This is a genomic window from Vibrio sp. HDW18, from assembly GCF_011306175.1.
In the GTDB taxonomy this organism is placed as follows: domain Bacteria; phylum Pseudomonadota; class Gammaproteobacteria; order Enterobacterales; family Vibrionaceae; genus Vibrio; species Vibrio chanodichtyis.
This window is the reverse complement of the sequence record NZ_CP049913.1, coordinates 1,638,677-1,655,636: the sequence shown is the minus strand read 5'-3', so window position 1 is coordinate 1,655,636 and position 16,960 is coordinate 1,638,677. Positions and strand designations below refer to the sequence as shown.

The window sequence follows — 16,960 nt, the reverse complement described above, 5'->3', positions numbered from 1 at the left end:
ATGGTGGGCGAGCTCGTGCCGTTAGTCTTGCTTAAGCTTTTTATAATCGGGCAGTTTTCGCTCAGGATCAAAATGCTGCAAAATTTGCTCCTCAGCCTGCGGATAAAAATCACAAGGCACAAAGAGCGTGCGTAGCCAATGACTACGAGGATGATAGAAACACAGCTCAGCCGCATGCAGTTGCAAGCGATCGGCAAACTCAACGGCTTCTGGTGGCGCGTACAGATCATCACCGACGATCGGGTGACCAAGCGATTGCATATGCACACGCAGTTGATGCGAACGTCCAGTAATTGGGATCAGCCGCACTACAGTCGTTTTCTCTTCGCGCTGGACCACTTGATAACGGGTTAGCGAATCACGTCCCTCTTCAAAACAGACTTTCTGTTTCGGCCGATTGGGCCAATCACAGCATAGCGGCAAATTAACCTCACCTTCGTCTTGCTCCATCACTCCCCATACGCGGGCATAGTAAATTTTATGCGTGAGACGATACTGAAACTGCTTCTTCAACGCCGATTCCATATGTTTGCCCTTGGCAAATAGGATCAGGCCAGAAGTCGACATATCGAGCCGATGTACCACTTTCACCTCAGGGCAGTAATCCACCAAACGAGCCCACATACTGTCGTAGTGCTCAACGGGTCGCCCAGGAACCGATAACAAACCGGAAGGTTTGTTGGCTGCAATGATATGTTCATCCTCATAAATCACATCAATCCACGGATCCTTAGGAGGATTGTATTCGGTCATTGCCATTACTATTGTCTCGTCTCACCAAAAAACGGCGCATTATATCAGCTATTGGCTAGCCTGTTAGCCCTAAAGCTTGCGGATCCGTCAGCAAATCACCTCACTCTCGCTCAACCCTCATTTAAAATTGCCATTGAGTGTAAATATTTATTGACGATTACAACTTATGTGATATTTATACTTGTCATTGACAAATCAAAAGCACCAAAAAGAAATCCGTTTACCCTCACCATTTTAAAAGGAATCAAAATGGAAAATACTGCACCTTGTCCCTCGCAGACACGAGGTTCACTGACCCAGCTTATTCGCTCACTCGGTCCTGGGATCATGATGGCGGCCGCCGCTGTTGGAGGATCACATCTGGTGGCATCAACCCAAGCGGGAGCGATTTACGGCTGGCAACTTGCGGGGCTGATTTTGCTCGTCAATCTCTTCAAATACCCGTTTTTTAGAGCTGGGGTTCAGTACACCATGGGCACAGGCGAGAGCTTAGTTGAAGGTTACGCCAAACTTGGCCGTGCTTATTTGTGGGTATTTGTCATCCTGAGCCTATTTTCAGCCATCATCAATACTGCCGCGCTGTTGCTGTTCAGTGCCAGTTTACTTGGCTACTTTATTCCGTTTGAGCTTAGCCACCTAACCCTGTGTATGCTGGTGCTCATCACCTGCTTAATGATCTTATTCGCTGGTCACTATCGAGCTTTAGATAGCTTATCAAAACTGATCATGGCCGTCCTGACGATCGCAACCTTACTGGCCGTGGCAATCGCTGCAGTAAATTACACCCCAAGCGTACAGGTCGAGCCGATCCCCTCGCCTTGGACACTGGCTGCGATTGGTTTTATCGTGGTCACCATGGGCTGGATGCCAGCACCGATTGAAATCTCCAGCCTGACCTCGCTGTGGCTAAAAAGCCAATGCCGCCAGCAAACGGTAACGCCTCAGTCGGCCTTATTGGATTTTAATGTCGGCTATATCGGTACTGCGCTATTAGCCATGGTATTTTTGGCGCTCGGTGCCTTAGTGCTACATGGCTCTGGCGTTGAACTGGCCACCTCTGGCGTTGGCTTTTCACATCAATTAGTTGGAATGTATGCCAGCACCATCGGCGAATGGGCGCGCTACCTAACTGCGGTGATCGCTTTTTTCTGTATTTTTGGCAGCACGATTACCGTGATTGATGGTTATTCACGAGTGATCGCAGAATCGCAGCGCTTGCTGCAACGTAGAGCGCAGCAAAAACCACAAATTTTGCAAGCTTGGATGCTGATGGTCTCGCTGTTGGCGATGGCGATTATTCTGTTCTTCGCCTCCGCACTAATGCCATTACTCGACTTTGCAATGGTGATGGCGTTTATGACCACGCCATTTTTTGCGTTACTCAACTACATTCTGGTCACCAGAACCACACTACCGGCCACGCTACAAGTCGGCCCGAAACTGAAACTTCTATCACTGATTGGCCTTACTTACCTGTTTGGCTTTCTTGCCTTATTTATTTGGTGGAAATGGTTAATGTAAAATGCTTTTAAAAATATCAGTCACATAGCACAATAGTTCGACGATTTTAAGCGTAAAAGAACCATTATAACGGCAACGGTCCACCGTGATTGCTTGCCAATTATCTCGCACGCGCACGGCGCATCATTCCTGCACTATTGGTATTATGTAGTAGCTTGTTAGTCATTGGCTGGTTTTGGCTACCGAATGCCGATTACAAGACGCTGGCCGGACATGTCGGCACGGCAGTGGCATTTTTGTCTAATATTAAATTCTGGCGCGAAGCTGGCTACTTTGATGCAGCTTCCCATGATAAATGGCTACTACATACTTGGTCACTCTCCGTGGAATGGCAGTTTTATCTGCTACTACCGATCGGCTGTTTGCTGGTATGGCACTGGTTTGGCAAACGCGGGGTAAAATGGGCGCTGATTGCAGCTGGCCTGGCCTCGCTTCTGCTGTCGGTGTATGCCACTATGCGCTGGCCTGGGGCCGCATTTTATTTATTACCCACCCGCGCATGGGAAATGCTCGCAGGCGGATTGGTCTGGTGGGTAACACGCCAGCCAGCCAGCCAGCCAGCCAGCCAGCCAGCCAGCCAGCCAGCCAGCCAGCCAGCCAGCCAGCCATGGGCAGCATTCGCTGAACTACTCGGTTTTGCTCTGATTATTTTTGCTATCACGACTTTTGATGCCACGATGCAATGGCCGGGCTACTTAGCTTTAGTCCCTGTCGTGGGTGCAATGTTGGTATTAGCGGCTAACCGTCAGCATTCATGGCTTACCGCCAACCCTGTGACGCGCCGCCTTGGCGCCAGCTCTTATTCGGTTTATTTGTGGCACTGGCCACTGGTGGTATTGCTCACCTATGCTGGGGAGCACACCAATCCACAGTGGGTAATTTTAGCGATTTTCAGCTCGCTGATATTCGGTGAATTATCACTGCACTGGGTTGAAAATCCAACACGTCGTCGTCTGAACAACCAAGCAATTATGCGTCAGAGTATGGTATTAGTGGCGATGATCACATTCATTGGTTTGGTGGCAACTGGGGTTTGGGGGTTAATTAAAGTGCAATATCCGCTGGTGATGCAGCGCTTAAATCTAGAAATTCAGCGGATTGCAGACGAAACATTTAATTTTAACCCCTCCCGTAATACCTGCCATTTAGGCCTCAACAAGGGCACCGATTCCCCACTATGTGAATTTGGTCATGGCGAGGTAAAGGCGATCGTGGTCGGAGATAGTCATGCTAATAGCATTGTGAGTGCAGTACCAATTGCCAGCAATGGCAAAGCAATAGAATTAACCTATAGCTCATGCCCAACTGTTTTAGGGCTTAAAAAGACAGATCCCAAGAGTCGATGCCACGAGTTCAATAACAAGGCCATCACCATAATTAATGAAAATTATTCAAATAGTACAAAAATATTCATCATCAATAGATTAAGTCTTTATATTTATGGGTACAATGAAAACACACAATATCAAGGCATCCCCTTAAGTTATTTTGACATTCAATATGACAAACCGAGTGCCGAATTAAATCGTCAATTTAAGGCTCATCTGATAAAAACCATGTGCTCAATTGACAACCCATCTCGGGTGTACCTCGTGCGCCCAATACCTGAAATGGGTATTGATGTGCCCAAAACCATGTCCCAGGCGCTAATGTTTGGTAAGGCCGCACCGGGTATTTCTATTTCACTTGATGAGTACCATGAACGGCATAAAGTCGTGTGGGAAGCGCAAGATGCAGCGGCGGAGCAGTGTGGTGTTAAAATCCTCGACCCACTGCCTTATTTGTGTTCTGAAGGACGTTGCTGGGGCAGTAAAAATGGCCGCCCGATTTACTACGATGATGATCACTTAAGTGAATACGGTAACAAACTATTAGTGCCAATGTTTAAGCAAATATTTACCGCATCAGCAACTAACGAACTGTAATTCGACTACACGCTATGGCGATTAATTACCCGTGAGTCATTAAAAAGGCCTTCATTTGAAGGCCTTGGCTATTGAGTGCACGGCACAATGACTTAGTTATGCGCGACCACAATCAAACGCAATGAATCCAATTGATACTGCGCATTGGCAATATAACCGGTCAGGGCTTGGATTTGCTGCTCTAACGCTTCAATCTCTTGATCACGAATGTTCGGATTGACCGCTTTAAGCGCCAGCAAACGCTCTAATTCACCATGCAAACTCTGCTGCATATCACGCTGTGCTTGTTCACGGATCGCATTGACTTGTACCTCAGCGAGCGTTTCACTGGCCGTGATCAAACGATGCACATCATGCTGCACTGAGCTAACAAATTTACTGGCTAAATGGCGATTGACTGGACTTAATTGGCGGTTAAAACCTTCAAACTCCACTTGTGTCGAGAGATCATTACCGCGCGCATCGAGCAGAATACGGATCGGTGACACCGGCAAGAAGCGACTGATGCCACTGCGTTTCGGCGCTTGCACATCCACCACATACACCAATTCGAGTAAAATCGTGCCTACAGGTAGCGCTTTGTTTTTGAGCAGCGATACCGCGCATACGCCAACCGCTTCACTCATCAGCAGATCGATACCACCTTGGATCATCGGGTGCTCCCAACTGATAAAGTGCATATCTTCACGAGACAGTGCCGTTGTTCGATCAAAGGTAATGGTCGCTCCTTCATAAGGCAGCCCCGGATAACTGGGCACCATCATGTGCTCAGCCGGAGTCACCACCAAGGCATTTTCACCACGATCTTCTTGATGTAAACCAATCGCGTCAAACAAGCCGAGCGCGAAAGTAACCAAATTGGTATCACCATCGGTTTGGGCAATTTGTTCGGCAATGTGCCGCGCTTTATCTCCACCGTTGGAGTGCATTTCCAATAAGCGATCACGGCCAACTTCCAACTGTGCGTGTAAGGTTTTGTTGAGCTTGGCCGATTGCTCAATGATCTCTTCCAGCTCGTCACCACCACCGGCAGCAAGGATCGGGATCAGACGTTCGGCAAACGCATCGTATACCGCACGCCCCGTTGGGCAGGTTTGCGCAAAAGCGTTCAAACCTTCTTGATACCAACGGGCTAAAATCGCTTGTGAGGTATCGGTCAAATACGGTACGTAAATATCAATATCGCGTTGCTGACCAATCCGATCCAAACGCCCAATTCGCTGCTCAAGCAAATCCGGGTTGAACGGCAGATCAAACATCACTAGTTGGTTGGCAAATTGGAAGTTACGTCCTTCAGAACCAATTTCACTACAAATCAGCACCTGAGCACCGCCCTCTTCTTGGGCAAAGTAGGCGGCGGCTTTATCGCGTTCGATGATCGACATGCCTTCATGGAATACGGTAGCGCGAATGCCTTCGCGCTCACGTAGCGCTTGCTCCAATTGCAGCGCAGTGCTGGCACGTGAAGCAATCACCAAAATCTTGTCACTGCGTTTAGCTTTAACTTTTTCCAGCAACCAGTTGACCCGCGAATCAAATTGCCACCAGCAAGACTCATCCCCTTCAAACTCTTGGAAAATCTCTTCGGGATAGAGCATTTTCATCGCGCGCGCTTCAGGGCTGAGCTTACCGCCGAGCATACCCGCGACGCGCATCGATGTAGTGTATTGGCTCGGAATATCCAGCGGCAACAGGTGCACATTACGTACAGGGAAGCCTTTGATCGCTGACCGCGTATTGCGGAATAAAACCCGCCCGGTCCCGTGACGATCCATCAGGTTATCGATCAGCTCTTGGCGAGCCAACGCCATCTCTTCGGCACAAGCATGGGCTTCTAGCGCTTTAAACAGTGGCTCGACATCTTGCTCGGACAGCAGTTCCGCGATTTTATTTTTCGCTTCATCACTCAGTTTATCGCCGCTAAATAGCGCGGTGACCGCATCCGCGACAGGAGCGTACTGCGCCTCTTCTTCAACAAAGGCCTGATAATCATAGAAGCGATCCGCATCGAGCAGACGCAAACGAGCAAAGTGACTTTCACGCCCAAGCTGCTCAGGGGTTGCCGTCAGCAGCAATACGCCAGGCGTTTGCTCGGTCAGCGCTTCAATCACTTGATATTCACGGCTTGGTTTTTCTGGGTGCCATTCTAAGTGGTGCGCTTCATCCACCACCAATAAATCCCAGTCGGCCTCTAAGGCTTGTTCAAAACGCTGGCGACTTTTGCGCAGAAAATTCAATGAACAGAGGACGTATTGCTGAGTCTCAAACGGGTTATCCGCCTCATTCAATGCCTCGACGCAGCGCTCTTCATCAAAAATAGAAAAGTGCAAATTAAAGCGGCGCATCATCTCCACTAGCCATTGATGCTGCAGCGTTTCAGGCACCACAATCAACACCCGCTCCGCTCGGCCAGCCAAGACTTGCTGGTGAATGATCATCCCCGCTTCGATGGTTTTACCAAGCCCAACTTCATCGGCCAGCAGTACGCGTGGCGCGTGACGACGACCCACTTCATGGGCAATGTACAACTGATGAGGGATAAGGCCAGCACGCATACCGCACAAGCCACGCATCGGGCTTTTGTGCTGCTGATATTGATTGGTCAGCGCACGATAACGCAGCACAAAGTTATCCATGCGGTCAATTTGACCAGCAAACAACTTATCCTGCGGTTTATTAAAACGAATTTGGTTACTGAGGAAAATTTCACGCAGCGCAATCGCGGGCTCTTGCGTATCCACGCGAGTCCCTAAATAGGTGTATACGCCTTGCTCGTCAAGCACCTGTTCCACTTGTAACGACCAGCCTTGCTGGCTATCCACCACATCGCCGACATTGAAGATCACTCGGGTGACCGGCGCATCAGAGCGTGCATAGACACGATTTTCTTCCGATGCCGCAAACATCAAAGTTACCGTACGCGCATCAAGCGCCACTACAGTACCTAATCCGAGCTCACTTTCCGTATCGCTTATCCAGCGTTGCCCTAAAGCAAATGACATGAATGGATTACCTCATCAAATAGCGTTGCAGAGAATTTTGCACTCCCATTCAATCAGCCGTCGCTTATCGATACAGGCCGATTGGGGTGCAGAAAAAGGCCGCTAATCTTACTTGATGGCGTGATACAGGTCACGTTGATTCCCGATCACAAGCGGCTTTTTGTGACTTTTTTTTCTAAGCCAGCGGCTTGACATCAAATTGTCAACAACCAGTGGCATTGCTTAATGGTGTGATGACTATACCCAAAGAACTTGGAGTTGCAGGTAGGCGGCAAGTGAGTGAGTCCCCATGAGCATAGGCAAACTATGTGATTGGGGTGAACGAACGTCGCCAACACCGCTGCAGCTTCAAGTAGGAAGGGTATATACTTAACTGGTACCACGCGCCAATACGTATGGGTTTACCCTGATAATGTAGTGTATGCCGTAAGGAGATGCTGATGAGCGATACTGTTCGCAAACTGTTTGTCTTAGATACCAATATCCTACTGCACGAGCCCCTTGCGATTTACTCTTTCCAAGAGCACGATGTGATCATCCCGATGACCGTACTGGAAGAGCTGGATCGAATTAAAGATAGCAAACGCGATGTAGCACGTGATGCGAGGGTGGCGATTCGCGCCTTAGAACACCTGTTTCATGAAGCGACACCGGAACAAATCAGCTCTGGAATTTCACTGTCTAAACAGCATGGTGCCAGCGGCACACTGGCGATTTTGGCCGATTATGCCCTAGCGGAAACGGTCAAAGCGTTTACCGATAAAGAGGGGGATAACCGGATCCTCAATGCGGTGCTCTATTTACAAACTCAGCACGCCCCACGCCCAGTGGTATTGGTCACCAAAGACATTAATATGCGTTTGCGGGCCAAAGGTGCTGGAGTGTTACAGGTTGAAGATTATCGTACCGATCAACTGATTGATGATATTCAGTATCTGACTAAAGGCTTTCAAACTCGCGCTGGACATTTTTGGGATAGTGTCGCCGAGGTTGAAAGCTACACTTTAGCTGGCCACACCTTTCATAAGTTAGATCGCGCCCCTTTTGACCCGACCTTTCTCAATCAATATGTGATCGATGAAGATAGCGATTTCGCCGCGCGAGTCGAAAGTATTGATGACGATAAATTAACCCTACGTGATCTGAGCCGCGATCGCATGGTGCATCGTCGCGCTTGGGGCATCACACCGAAAAATATTTACCAAGCTATGGCGCTCGATGCGCTGCTCGATCCTGAGATGGATCTGGTGATCCTCACCGGAGCCGCAGGCAGTGGTAAAACCTTGCTCGCCATGGCCGCCGCCTTAGAGCAAACGCTTGAGCGTAAAATGTTTGATAAAATCATCGTCACCCGCAACACACCGGATATTGGTGAATCGATTGGATTTTTACCCGGTAGCGAAGAGGAAAAAATGCTGCCGTGGCTCGCTTCAATCACCGATACCTTAGAAGCGCTGCATAAAAATGATCACTGCACTGAAGGCTCACTCAAATACATCTGCGATAAAGCCAATATTCAGTTTAAATCGATCAACTTTATGCGTGGCCGCTCAATCCAAAATGCCTTTGTGCTGCTCGATGAGTGCCAGAATCTGACCGCTTCACAAATCAAAACCATCATTACTCGCTGTGGTGAAGGCACCAAGATTGTCTGCTCAGGTAACTTAGCCCAAATTGACTCGCACTATTTAACCCCTGTTACTTCCGGCCTCACCTACATGGTTGAGCGCTTCAAAAACTTTGCAGGCAGCGCCAACATCCATCTGAATGGCGTGGTACGCAGCCGTTTGGCTGAATTCGCTGAGCAAAATTTATAAGCCTGTCGGTGAGATGTTATCTGCATCTCACCTTATCACCTCGCTTTTATCGCGACTTTTATTTATCAACGGTAAATATTTATTCACTTTTACGGCATTTTTATGATTTACTGAGCGTAACTGGAATCGCCAAATAAGGATCAGCCAATGGCTTTCAATTTACGCAACCGCAATTTTCTCAAGCTACTCGACTTCACCACCAAAGAGATCCACTTTCTGCTGGATTTAGCTGCTGAGCTAAAACGAGCCAAATACGCTGGTACTGAGCAGAAAAAGCTGCAAGGCAAAAATATTGCGCTGATCTTTGAAAAGTCCTCGACTCGGACACGCTGTGCCTTTGAAGTTGCAGCCTTCGATCAAGGGGCGCAAGTCTCTTACATCGGCCCATCCGGCTCACAAATTGGCCATAAAGAGTCGATGAAAGATACCGCGCGCGTATTAGGTCGCATGTATGACGGCATTCAATATCGTGGTTTTGGCCAAGCGATTGTTGAAGAGCTCGGTCAATATGCTGGCGTACCTGTATGGAATGGTTTAACCGATGAGTTTCATCCAACCCAAATATTAGCCGACCTGCTCACTATGCAAGAGCATGGTGATGGTAAACCACTGCATGAAATCAAGTTCGCCTACCTAGGCGATGCACGTAACAATATGGGCAACTCCCTGATGGTCGGTGCCGCGAAAATGGGCATGGACATTCGCTTAATCGCGCCGAAAGCCTACTGGCCAAATGATGCCTTGGTGGCAACCTGCCAACAGATTGCCAAGCAAACTGGGGCCAAAATCACCTTAAGCGAAGAGGTGCAACAAGGCGTTAAAGGCTGTGATTTCCTCTACACCGATGTGTGGGTTTCAATGGGCGAAGCGGCCGAGGCGTGGGACGAACGAGTGGCGTTAATGAAGCCCTACCAAGTCAACATGGATGCCATCCAAGCGACCGGTAACCCACAGGTCAAATTTATGCACTGTTTACCGGCCTTTCATAATGATGAAACGGTGCTTGGCCAGCAAATTGCCGCTCAATATGACATGCAAGGCTTGGAAGTCACCGAAGAGGTCTTTGAATCAGCCCACTCAATTGTGTTTGATCAAGCCGAAAACCGCTTACACACTATCAAGGCGGTGATGGTGGCAACCTTAGGCTAGCTGACATAGATTGGCGACGATAAGTGACCGAATATCCCCGCACTGTGTGATGTAATCGCTTGCGCTCACAAACTTTCGGCGTATAATTTCGACCGTTTGTCTGAGGGGTATCCAATGAAATTTGCACAACGTGCAGCTCAAAATAGTGTCAATAGTAGTCAGTCGTTTGACTTACTAGCGCCGCTGTTTTTCCCCTCATTGATTTGTTAAAGCCTCCCTTATGGGGGGCTTTTTTATAGCTATTAGAACATATAGGGAAGACGATCATGGCGAATTCGCTTTACCAAAAGCACATTATCTCGATTGCTGAACTCTCGCGCGCAGAGTTGGAGTTGATTGTGAAAACCGCAGGCCAACTGAAGGCACAACCCAATCCTGAATTGATCAAGCACAAAGTGGTGGCGAGCTGTTTCTTTGAACCCTCTACCCGTACTCGCCTCTCGTTCGAAACCGCTATTCAACGTATCGGCGGCAGCGTGATTGGCTTTGATAACGGCGGTAATACCTCGCTGGCCAAAAAAGGCGAAACACTGGCCGATTCAGTACGCGTGATTTCCTCTTATGTTGATGCATTTGTGATGCGCCACCCACAAGAAGGTGCGGCACGTTTAGCTTCTGAATTTTCTAATGGCGTCCCAGTGATTAACGCGGGTGACGGCTCTAACCAGCACCCATCACAAACCTTGCTGGATCTGTACTCTATTTTTGAAACGCAAGGGCGACTCGATAATCTCAATGTAGCGTTTGTCGGCGATTTGAAATATGGCCGTACCGTACACTCGCTGGCACAAGCTCTGGCTAAATTTGATAATAACCGCTTCTTCTTTGTCGCTCCTGAAGCACTGGCGATGCCGGATTACATCTGTGAAGAACTCGATGAAGCCGGTGTGCAGTATCAAATGTTCAACGATATGGAAAGCGTAATCCCTGAGCTCGATATTCTGTACATGACCCGTGTGCAAAAAGAGCGGTTTGATGAGTCTGAGTACGTGCATATTAAATCGGCGTACGTTTTGACTGCCGCCCACCTCAATCAAGCTCGCACTAATCTCAAAGTGTTGCATCCACTGCCTCGTGTGGATGAGATCACCACCGATGTTGATAAAACCCCACACGCTTACTATTTCCAACAGGTTGAAAACGGGGTTTATGCTCGTGAAGCCCTGCTGGCTTTGGTTTTAAACGAATCGTTGTAAGGAGAACCGATCATGACAAAAGAGACCAAACTACAAGTTGAAGCGATCAACAACGGCACGGTGATTGACCATATTCCAGCACAAGTAGGGATTAAAGTACTGAAACTGTTTGATATGCACCATTCCACGCAACGTGTCACCATCGGCCTCAATCTACCGTCTTCAGCGCTGGGCAGCAAAGATCTGCTCAAAATTGAAAATGTATTCATCAGTGAAGCACAAGCCAATAAGCTTGCACTGTATGCGCCACATGCCACCGTCAATCAGATTGAAGACTATCAAGTGGTGAAAAAATTGGCGCTCCAGCTACCGACGCGGATCAATAATGTGTTTGCCTGCCCAAATAGCAACTGTATTTCACATAATGAGCCGGTAGAAAGCAGCTTTAAAATTATTGAGAAAAATCAGGATATCCGGCTTAAGTGCAAATACTGTGAAAAAGTGTTTGCCCGTGATGTCGTGACCGAAATCGAAGCCTAAGCAAGCAGAGCGCCAGTGACGTGGCGCTTTACCCATGCAGGGTTTACAGGCAAACTAAACGGCGATTTGGCAATAACCGACGGATAATCAACATGACAAAAGTTCTGCATACGCAAGCAGCCCCAGCGGCAATTGGCCCTTATATTCAGGGGATTGATCTGGGTAATATGGTGCTCACTTCTGGGCAAATCCCAGTCAATCCAACGACCGGTGACATTCCTAGCGATATCGCAGCGCAAGCTCGCCAATCACTGGATAACGTAAAAGCAGTAGTGGAAGCTTCAGGCCTTACCGTGGGTGACATTGTTAAAATGACGGTCTTTGTCAAAGATCTCAATGACTTTGCTAGCGTAAACCAAGTCTACGGTGCGTTCTTTGATGAACATAAGGTCGCCCATTACCCTGCGCGTTCTTGCGTCGAAGTGGCACGACTGCCAAAAGATGTCGGCATCGAAATTGAAGCCATCGCGGTGCGTAAGTAATCCCATTGATTGGATCTCAAATACAAAAAGGGTTGCCACTGGCAACCCTTTTTATTCGTGTCAATCAACTCTGCGACTAGGCTTTACGGTTCAGCTCCGCCACTTCGGCATCCAACTCGGCGAGTTTAGTTTGCATCTGCTGACGGCAAAGCTGGGACAGCTCGCGAATATTCTCTTTGCTGTAACCTTCAGTGCTGATCGGTGGTAACACCTCGACAATCACATGCCCGTTGTTCCAGCGATTAAAGCTAAGCTTATCGGTCGAGCTACACACAATCGGAATGATCGGCACCCCAGCACCAATCGCCGCATGAAATGCACCGGCTTTAAATGGCAATAAACCACGTCCGCGTGAACGAGTTCCTTCAGGGAACATCCACACCGAAACATCACTGTGGCGCATCGAATCAATCACTTGATCTATAGTGCCTTTGGCTTTGGCTTTATTGCTACGATCAATCAAAATATTACCGGTTAACCAATACAGCTGGCCAAACAGCGGCATCCAAGCCAAGCTTTTTTTACCCACCGTCACCACTTTTGGAGTGACTGCTTTAGATACGGTAAAGAGATCCCAGTTATTTTGATGGTTAGCAATGTACACATGCTGACCACGCTGATCGATATCAGCAGGCGCTCGGTATTCCAGTTGGATCCCGAACACTTTTGACATCGCGGCAAATTTTTTACCAAAGGTATACACATGTTTTGGGTTGCGCGGACTAAGCAAGCAGTAGCCACAACCAAATACAAACATCACAATGGCAAATACGGCCACGGCGAAGATACGCAATACAGCAATCATGCAATCTCTCCCAAAGGGCTAGAATAAAAAGGCCGAAATCATTGGATTTCGGCCCATTTATAAATGGAAAATTTAACGCGGGTCGCGGAAACGCTCAATCTTAGCGCCCAGCGCTGAGAGTTTATCCTCGATCCGCTCATAACCACGGTCAATATGGTAGATACGATCGACAATGGTTTCGCCTTTAGCGATACAACCAGCAATCACTAAACTCGCCGAAGCGCGTAAATCAGTCGCCATCACTTGCGCGCCACTTAAGCGTTCAACATCACCACAAATCACAGTGTTACCTTCAATTTCTGCTTTCGCTCCCATGCGTTTTAACTCAGGCACATGCATAAAACGATTTTCAAAAATCGTTTCAGTGATCATGCCACTGCCTTTCGCCATCATGTTGAGCAAAGTAAATTGCGCTTGCATATCGGTGGGGAAACCAGGGTGTGGCGCAGTACGCACATTAACCGCTTTTAGCTCGCGCCCCGTCATATCAAGGCTGATCCAATCTGCACCAACCTCAATCGCCGCGCCCGCTTCTTCCAGCTTCGCCAATACCGCTTCGAGTAAATGCGCATGCGTGTTACGACAAATAATTTTGCCACTCGAGACGGCGGCGGCGACTAAAAAGGTACCGGTTTCAATCCGATCCGGCACCACAGCGTGCTTGCCGCCACCAAGGCGTTCCACCCCTTCGATGGTAATCGTATCACTACCCATCCCAGAGATTTTGGCGCCCAGTTGGTTGAGGAACATCGCCGTATCAACAATTTCCGGCTCACGGGCTGCGTTATCCAACACTGTGGTACCTTCGGCTAAGGTCGCGGCGCACATAATGGTGATCGTGGCACCCACACTGACTTTATCCATCACAATGTGCGCACCTTTTAAACGGCCATCGACATGCGCTTTGACATAACCATCTTCTAAAGTGATGGTCGCACCAAGTTGCTCTAAGCCGTGAATATGCAGATCAACCGGACGCGCACCAATCGCACAGCCTCCCGGTAAAGAGACTTGCCCCTGGCCAAAACGCGCTACCAATGGGCCTAACGCCCAAATTGAAGCGCGCATGGTTTTCACCAAATCATAAGGCGCACAATATTGATTGATTGGACCTGCGTCGACATGTACTGAACCATTACGCTCAACTTTTGCGCCCAAACGCTCAAGCAGCTCCATAGTGGTGTCGATATCACGCAGATGGGGAACATTGGCAACCTCAACCGGTTGCTCGGCCAAAATCGCGGCAAATAAAATTGGCAAGGCGGCGTTTTTAGCGCCAGAAATGGTCACTTCACCTTGAAGAGGTTGACTTGACCCAATAACTCGAAACTTTTCCATAAAAACCTTACAGGGACATCAACTTCTTATTGCGTGCCCATTCTTGTGGGGTAAACGTTTTCATTGTGACCGCATGAATCTCATTGCGCTGGATGTATCCCATCAACGGGGCATAAATCATCTGCTGTTTCTTCACGCGGCTCATATCGGCAAAGCAAGCATCAACCGCAATCACTTGATAATGACTGCCCTCACCTGTTACTTGAATCTCTTCAAGATTAAGGGCTTGCTGTAAAATTTGTTGGACTTGTGCGCTATCCACCATTCACCTCGGTTGGTCTGGCTATGTGTTGAGACATCAAATGTTCAATATTGCTCAACTGAAACAGTGTGCGCAGTTGTTCTGGCACGAAGCTGAGCATTATATGACAGTTTCTTCGTTTTGCATGCTCTATTAAGTGAATTAACAACACCATACCCGCCGAGTCGATTCTGCCAACTTGCTGCAAAGAAATCTCGATTTGCCTTGCTGGCGGCTGCCAATTTTTGAGCAAGATCCATAATTGCGGCACCGAATCACGATCCAACTCGCCGCTTAAGCCAAATTGATGGTCATTAATTGCTTGCCACTGCGGATGACTCATTGGCTTTGACTCTCAAAACGAATCGGCTGTTTAGCCAATTGTTCAAGTTCCTGCGCGGTGGCTAAAATGCCTTGCTGACGAATTTTTCCGTTCCATTCGGACTGTTTACTCGAGAGCAGACTCACGCCTTCAGCGATCAGATCAAATGCTTTCCACTCGCCCGATTTCTCTTGGCGCAGTTTAAACTCAAGTTTAATGTTGGGACGTGGCGCATCGACAATATCGACTTTGACGCTGGTAATGCGGCGATCCTCTTCCAGTGGCATTGGAGGAGCAAACTCAATGGTTTGATTGCTGTATTGAGTCAAGACCTGCGCGTAACTGGTCACCAGATAAGCGCGAAATGCTTTGACAAACTCCGCCACATCTTCACGCTTAGCACCTCTGAGATTCGGGCCCAGTAATTTAAGCGCCGCGTACTGATCGTTGACATAAGGCATCAACTCTTGCTCGACAATCACTTTCAAATATTGCGGATCTTGACGCACTTGAGGCTGTTCGTTTTTTAGACGCTCAAACGACTGCTCAGCAACGGCTTTCATCATTTGATAAGGGTTGCTGGTATCAATGGTCGCCGCTGTCGCGAGCCAAGGCATTAACATTGCACTCGCTAGGAGTAACGCTTTTTTCCACATCACTTATTCCTTTTTCTCTTTGTCTGATCCGCCGACGCTATACAGCACTTGGCCAATCAAATCTTCCAATACTAATGCAGATTTGGTGTCTTCAATTCGATCGCCCTCTTTAAGCATCGCTTCATCTTCAAACACAAAACCGGGCACTAAACTTAAATACTGCTCACCGATCAAACCTGAAGTTAAGATCTGTAAGCTGGAGTTTTCTGGAAACTGGTCATATTGACTATCAATCGCCAGCGTTACTGTTGGCAACAAACGCGTTTTGTTGAGCGCGATCGATTCCACACGCCCCACCACTACGCCACCCACTTTGACTGGCGAGCGCACCTTGAGACTGCCAATGTTGTCAAATTCTGCGGTCAGACGATAAGTATTGGTTGCGCCCAATCCTTTGACGTCGGCGACCTGAAAAATCATCACCAATATCGCGCAAATTCCAGCCAGTACAAAGCTGCCAACCCAAAATTCAATTTTTCGTGTTTGTTGCATGATCAATTCCCAAACATCAATGCGGTTAGAATAAAATCTAGCCCAAGAACGGCTAGTGATGAGTGTACTACCGTGCGAGTCGTCGCTCGGCTGATCCCTTCCGAAGTCGGAACCGCGTCATAACCATTAAACAAAGCAATCCAAGTTACCGTAAACGCAAACACCACACACTTGAGTGCGCTGTTGCCAATATCTTGTCCCAATTCAACCGAGGATTGCATCGCCGACCAGAAACTGCCGTGATCAATCCCTTTCCAATCCACACCGACTAACTGCCCGCCCCAGATACCAATCGCCATAAAAATCATCGCCAGCAGCGGCATCGAAATCACCCCCGCCCAAAAGCGTGGAGCAATCACCCGTTTGAGCGGATCAATCGCCATCATTTCTAAGCTGGAGAGCTGTTCCGTCGCTTTCATCAGACCAATTTCTGCGGTTAATGCCGAACCGGCACGCCCAGCAAACAGCAGGGCTGTCACCACAGGTCCCAGCTCACGCAGCAGTGATAACGCCACCATTTGACCTAAACTGGTTTCAGCGCCGTAATCGACCAAGATCACATAGCCTTGCAAACTCAGCACCATGCCAATAAAAAGGCCAGAAACCATGATAATCGCCAACGATTGCACCCCAATACTGTATAGCTGGCGTAGTAAGAGCGGGAAATTACGCACCGGTTGCGGCCGTCCAACCAGGGCTCCAAACAGCATTAAACTGGCACGGCCAAAGGTTTCACTGATCGCCAGAGCTCGCTGGCCGATACGGCTAACCCACTGCATCA

16 protein-coding genes are annotated in these 16,960 nt (G+C 48.4%); 7 read left to right on the top strand and 9 right to left on the bottom strand.

Annotated elements, in window-relative coordinates:
- Positions 1–21: 21 nt before the first annotated feature.
- Positions 22–759, bottom strand: a complete 738-nt coding sequence (locus G7083_RS08110) for a pseudouridine synthase (protein WP_166014317.1) — start codon at positions 757–759, stop codon at positions 22–24.
- Between the two features lie 243 nt (positions 760–1,002).
- Between G7083_RS08110 and G7083_RS08105 the strand changes: the two genes are divergently transcribed.
- Together G7083_RS08105 and G7083_RS08100 are read left to right on the top strand one after the other, a co-directional pair.
- Positions 1,003–2,274, top strand: a complete 1,272-nt coding sequence (locus G7083_RS08105) for a divalent metal cation transporter (protein ID WP_166014316.1) — start codon at positions 1,003–1,005, stop codon at positions 2,272–2,274.
- A gap of 89 nt (positions 2,275–2,363) precedes the next feature.
- Complete coding sequence (locus G7083_RS08100; protein WP_166014315.1) at positions 2,364–4,199, top strand: acyltransferase family protein; 1,836 nt, start codon at positions 2,364–2,366, stop codon at positions 4,197–4,199.
- 92 nt (positions 4,200–4,291) lie between these two features.
- Here the strand turns inward: G7083_RS08100 and rapA are convergent, their stop codons facing one another.
- Positions 4,292–7,201: an RNA polymerase-associated protein RapA gene (rapA, locus tag G7083_RS08095; protein WP_166014314.1), complete on the bottom strand. Its 2,910-nt coding sequence runs from the start codon at positions 7,199–7,201 to the stop codon at positions 4,292–4,294.
- A gap of 440 nt (positions 7,202–7,641) precedes the next feature.
- Here rapA and G7083_RS08090 point away from each other — a divergent pair, with 440 nt between their 5' ends.
- From G7083_RS08090 to G7083_RS08070, 5 genes are all read left to right on the top strand, one after another.
- Positions 7,642–9,018: a PhoH family protein gene (locus G7083_RS08090; RefSeq protein WP_166014313.1), complete on the top strand. Its 1,377-nt coding sequence runs from the start codon at positions 7,642–7,644 to the stop codon at positions 9,016–9,018.
- Between the two features lie 147 nt (positions 9,019–9,165).
- Positions 9,166–10,167, top strand: a complete 1,002-nt coding sequence (locus tag G7083_RS08085; protein WP_166014312.1) for an ornithine carbamoyltransferase — start codon at positions 9,166–9,168, stop codon at positions 10,165–10,167.
- Between the two features lie 266 nt (positions 10,168–10,433).
- On the top strand, positions 10,434–11,363 hold the full coding sequence (gene pyrB / locus G7083_RS08080; RefSeq protein WP_166014311.1) for an aspartate carbamoyltransferase: 930 nt from the start codon (positions 10,434–10,436) through the stop codon (positions 11,361–11,363).
- Positions 11,364–11,375: 12 nt separating this feature from the next.
- Positions 11,376–11,843: an aspartate carbamoyltransferase regulatory subunit gene (gene pyrI, locus G7083_RS08075; protein WP_166014310.1), complete on the top strand. Its 468-nt coding sequence runs from the start codon at positions 11,376–11,378 to the stop codon at positions 11,841–11,843.
- A gap of 92 nt (positions 11,844–11,935) precedes the next feature.
- A complete protein-coding gene (locus tag G7083_RS08070; protein ID WP_166014309.1) occupies positions 11,936–12,325 on the top strand; it encodes a Rid family detoxifying hydrolase in 390 nt (129 codons plus the stop codon).
- A gap of 76 nt (positions 12,326–12,401) precedes the next feature.
- Here G7083_RS08070 and G7083_RS08065 read toward each other — a convergent pair whose 3' ends face one another.
- The 7 genes from G7083_RS08065 to mlaE form a co-directional block, all read right to left on the bottom strand.
- Positions 12,402–13,130 (bottom strand): 1-acylglycerol-3-phosphate O-acyltransferase, encoded by a 729-nt coding sequence (locus G7083_RS08065; RefSeq protein ID WP_166014308.1) that lies wholly within the window; start codon positions 13,128–13,130, stop codon positions 12,402–12,404.
- A 72-nt stretch (positions 13,131–13,202) separates the two neighbouring features.
- On the bottom strand, positions 13,203–14,468 hold the full coding sequence (gene murA / locus G7083_RS08060) for a UDP-N-acetylglucosamine 1-carboxyvinyltransferase (protein ID WP_166014307.1): 1,266 nt from the start codon (positions 14,466–14,468) through the stop codon (positions 13,203–13,205).
- Positions 14,469–14,475: 7 nt separating this feature from the next.
- Entirely contained in the window at positions 14,476–14,730 is a 255-nt protein-coding gene (gene ibaG / locus G7083_RS08055) for a BolA family iron metabolism protein IbaG (RefSeq protein WP_166015017.1), read from the bottom strand.
- Entirely contained in the window at positions 14,723–15,052 is a 330-nt protein-coding gene (locus G7083_RS08050; RefSeq protein WP_166014306.1) for a lipid asymmetry maintenance protein MlaB, read from the bottom strand. The genes ibaG and G7083_RS08050 overlap by 8 nt, the downstream gene beginning before the upstream one ends.
- Positions 15,049–15,687, bottom strand: a complete 639-nt coding sequence (gene mlaC, locus G7083_RS08045; RefSeq protein ID WP_166014305.1) for a phospholipid-binding protein MlaC — start codon at positions 15,685–15,687, stop codon at positions 15,049–15,051. Before mlaC ends, G7083_RS08050 begins: the two co-directional genes overlap by 4 nt.
- 3 nt (positions 15,688–15,690) lie before the next feature.
- The gene (gene mlaD, locus G7083_RS08040) at positions 15,691–16,179 is read right to left on the bottom strand and encodes an outer membrane lipid asymmetry maintenance protein MlaD (RefSeq protein ID WP_166014304.1); all 489 of its coding nucleotides are present in this window, start codon (positions 16,177–16,179) and stop codon (positions 15,691–15,693) included.
- Positions 16,180–16,181: 2 nt separating this feature from the next.
- Positions 16,182–16,958 carry a lipid asymmetry maintenance ABC transporter permease subunit MlaE gene (gene mlaE, locus G7083_RS08035; RefSeq protein WP_166015016.1) on the bottom strand — a complete coding sequence of 259 codons (777 nt, stop codon included), beginning with the start codon at positions 16,956–16,958 and terminating at the stop codon, positions 16,182–16,184.
- Positions 16,959–16,960 lie beyond the last annotated feature (2 nt).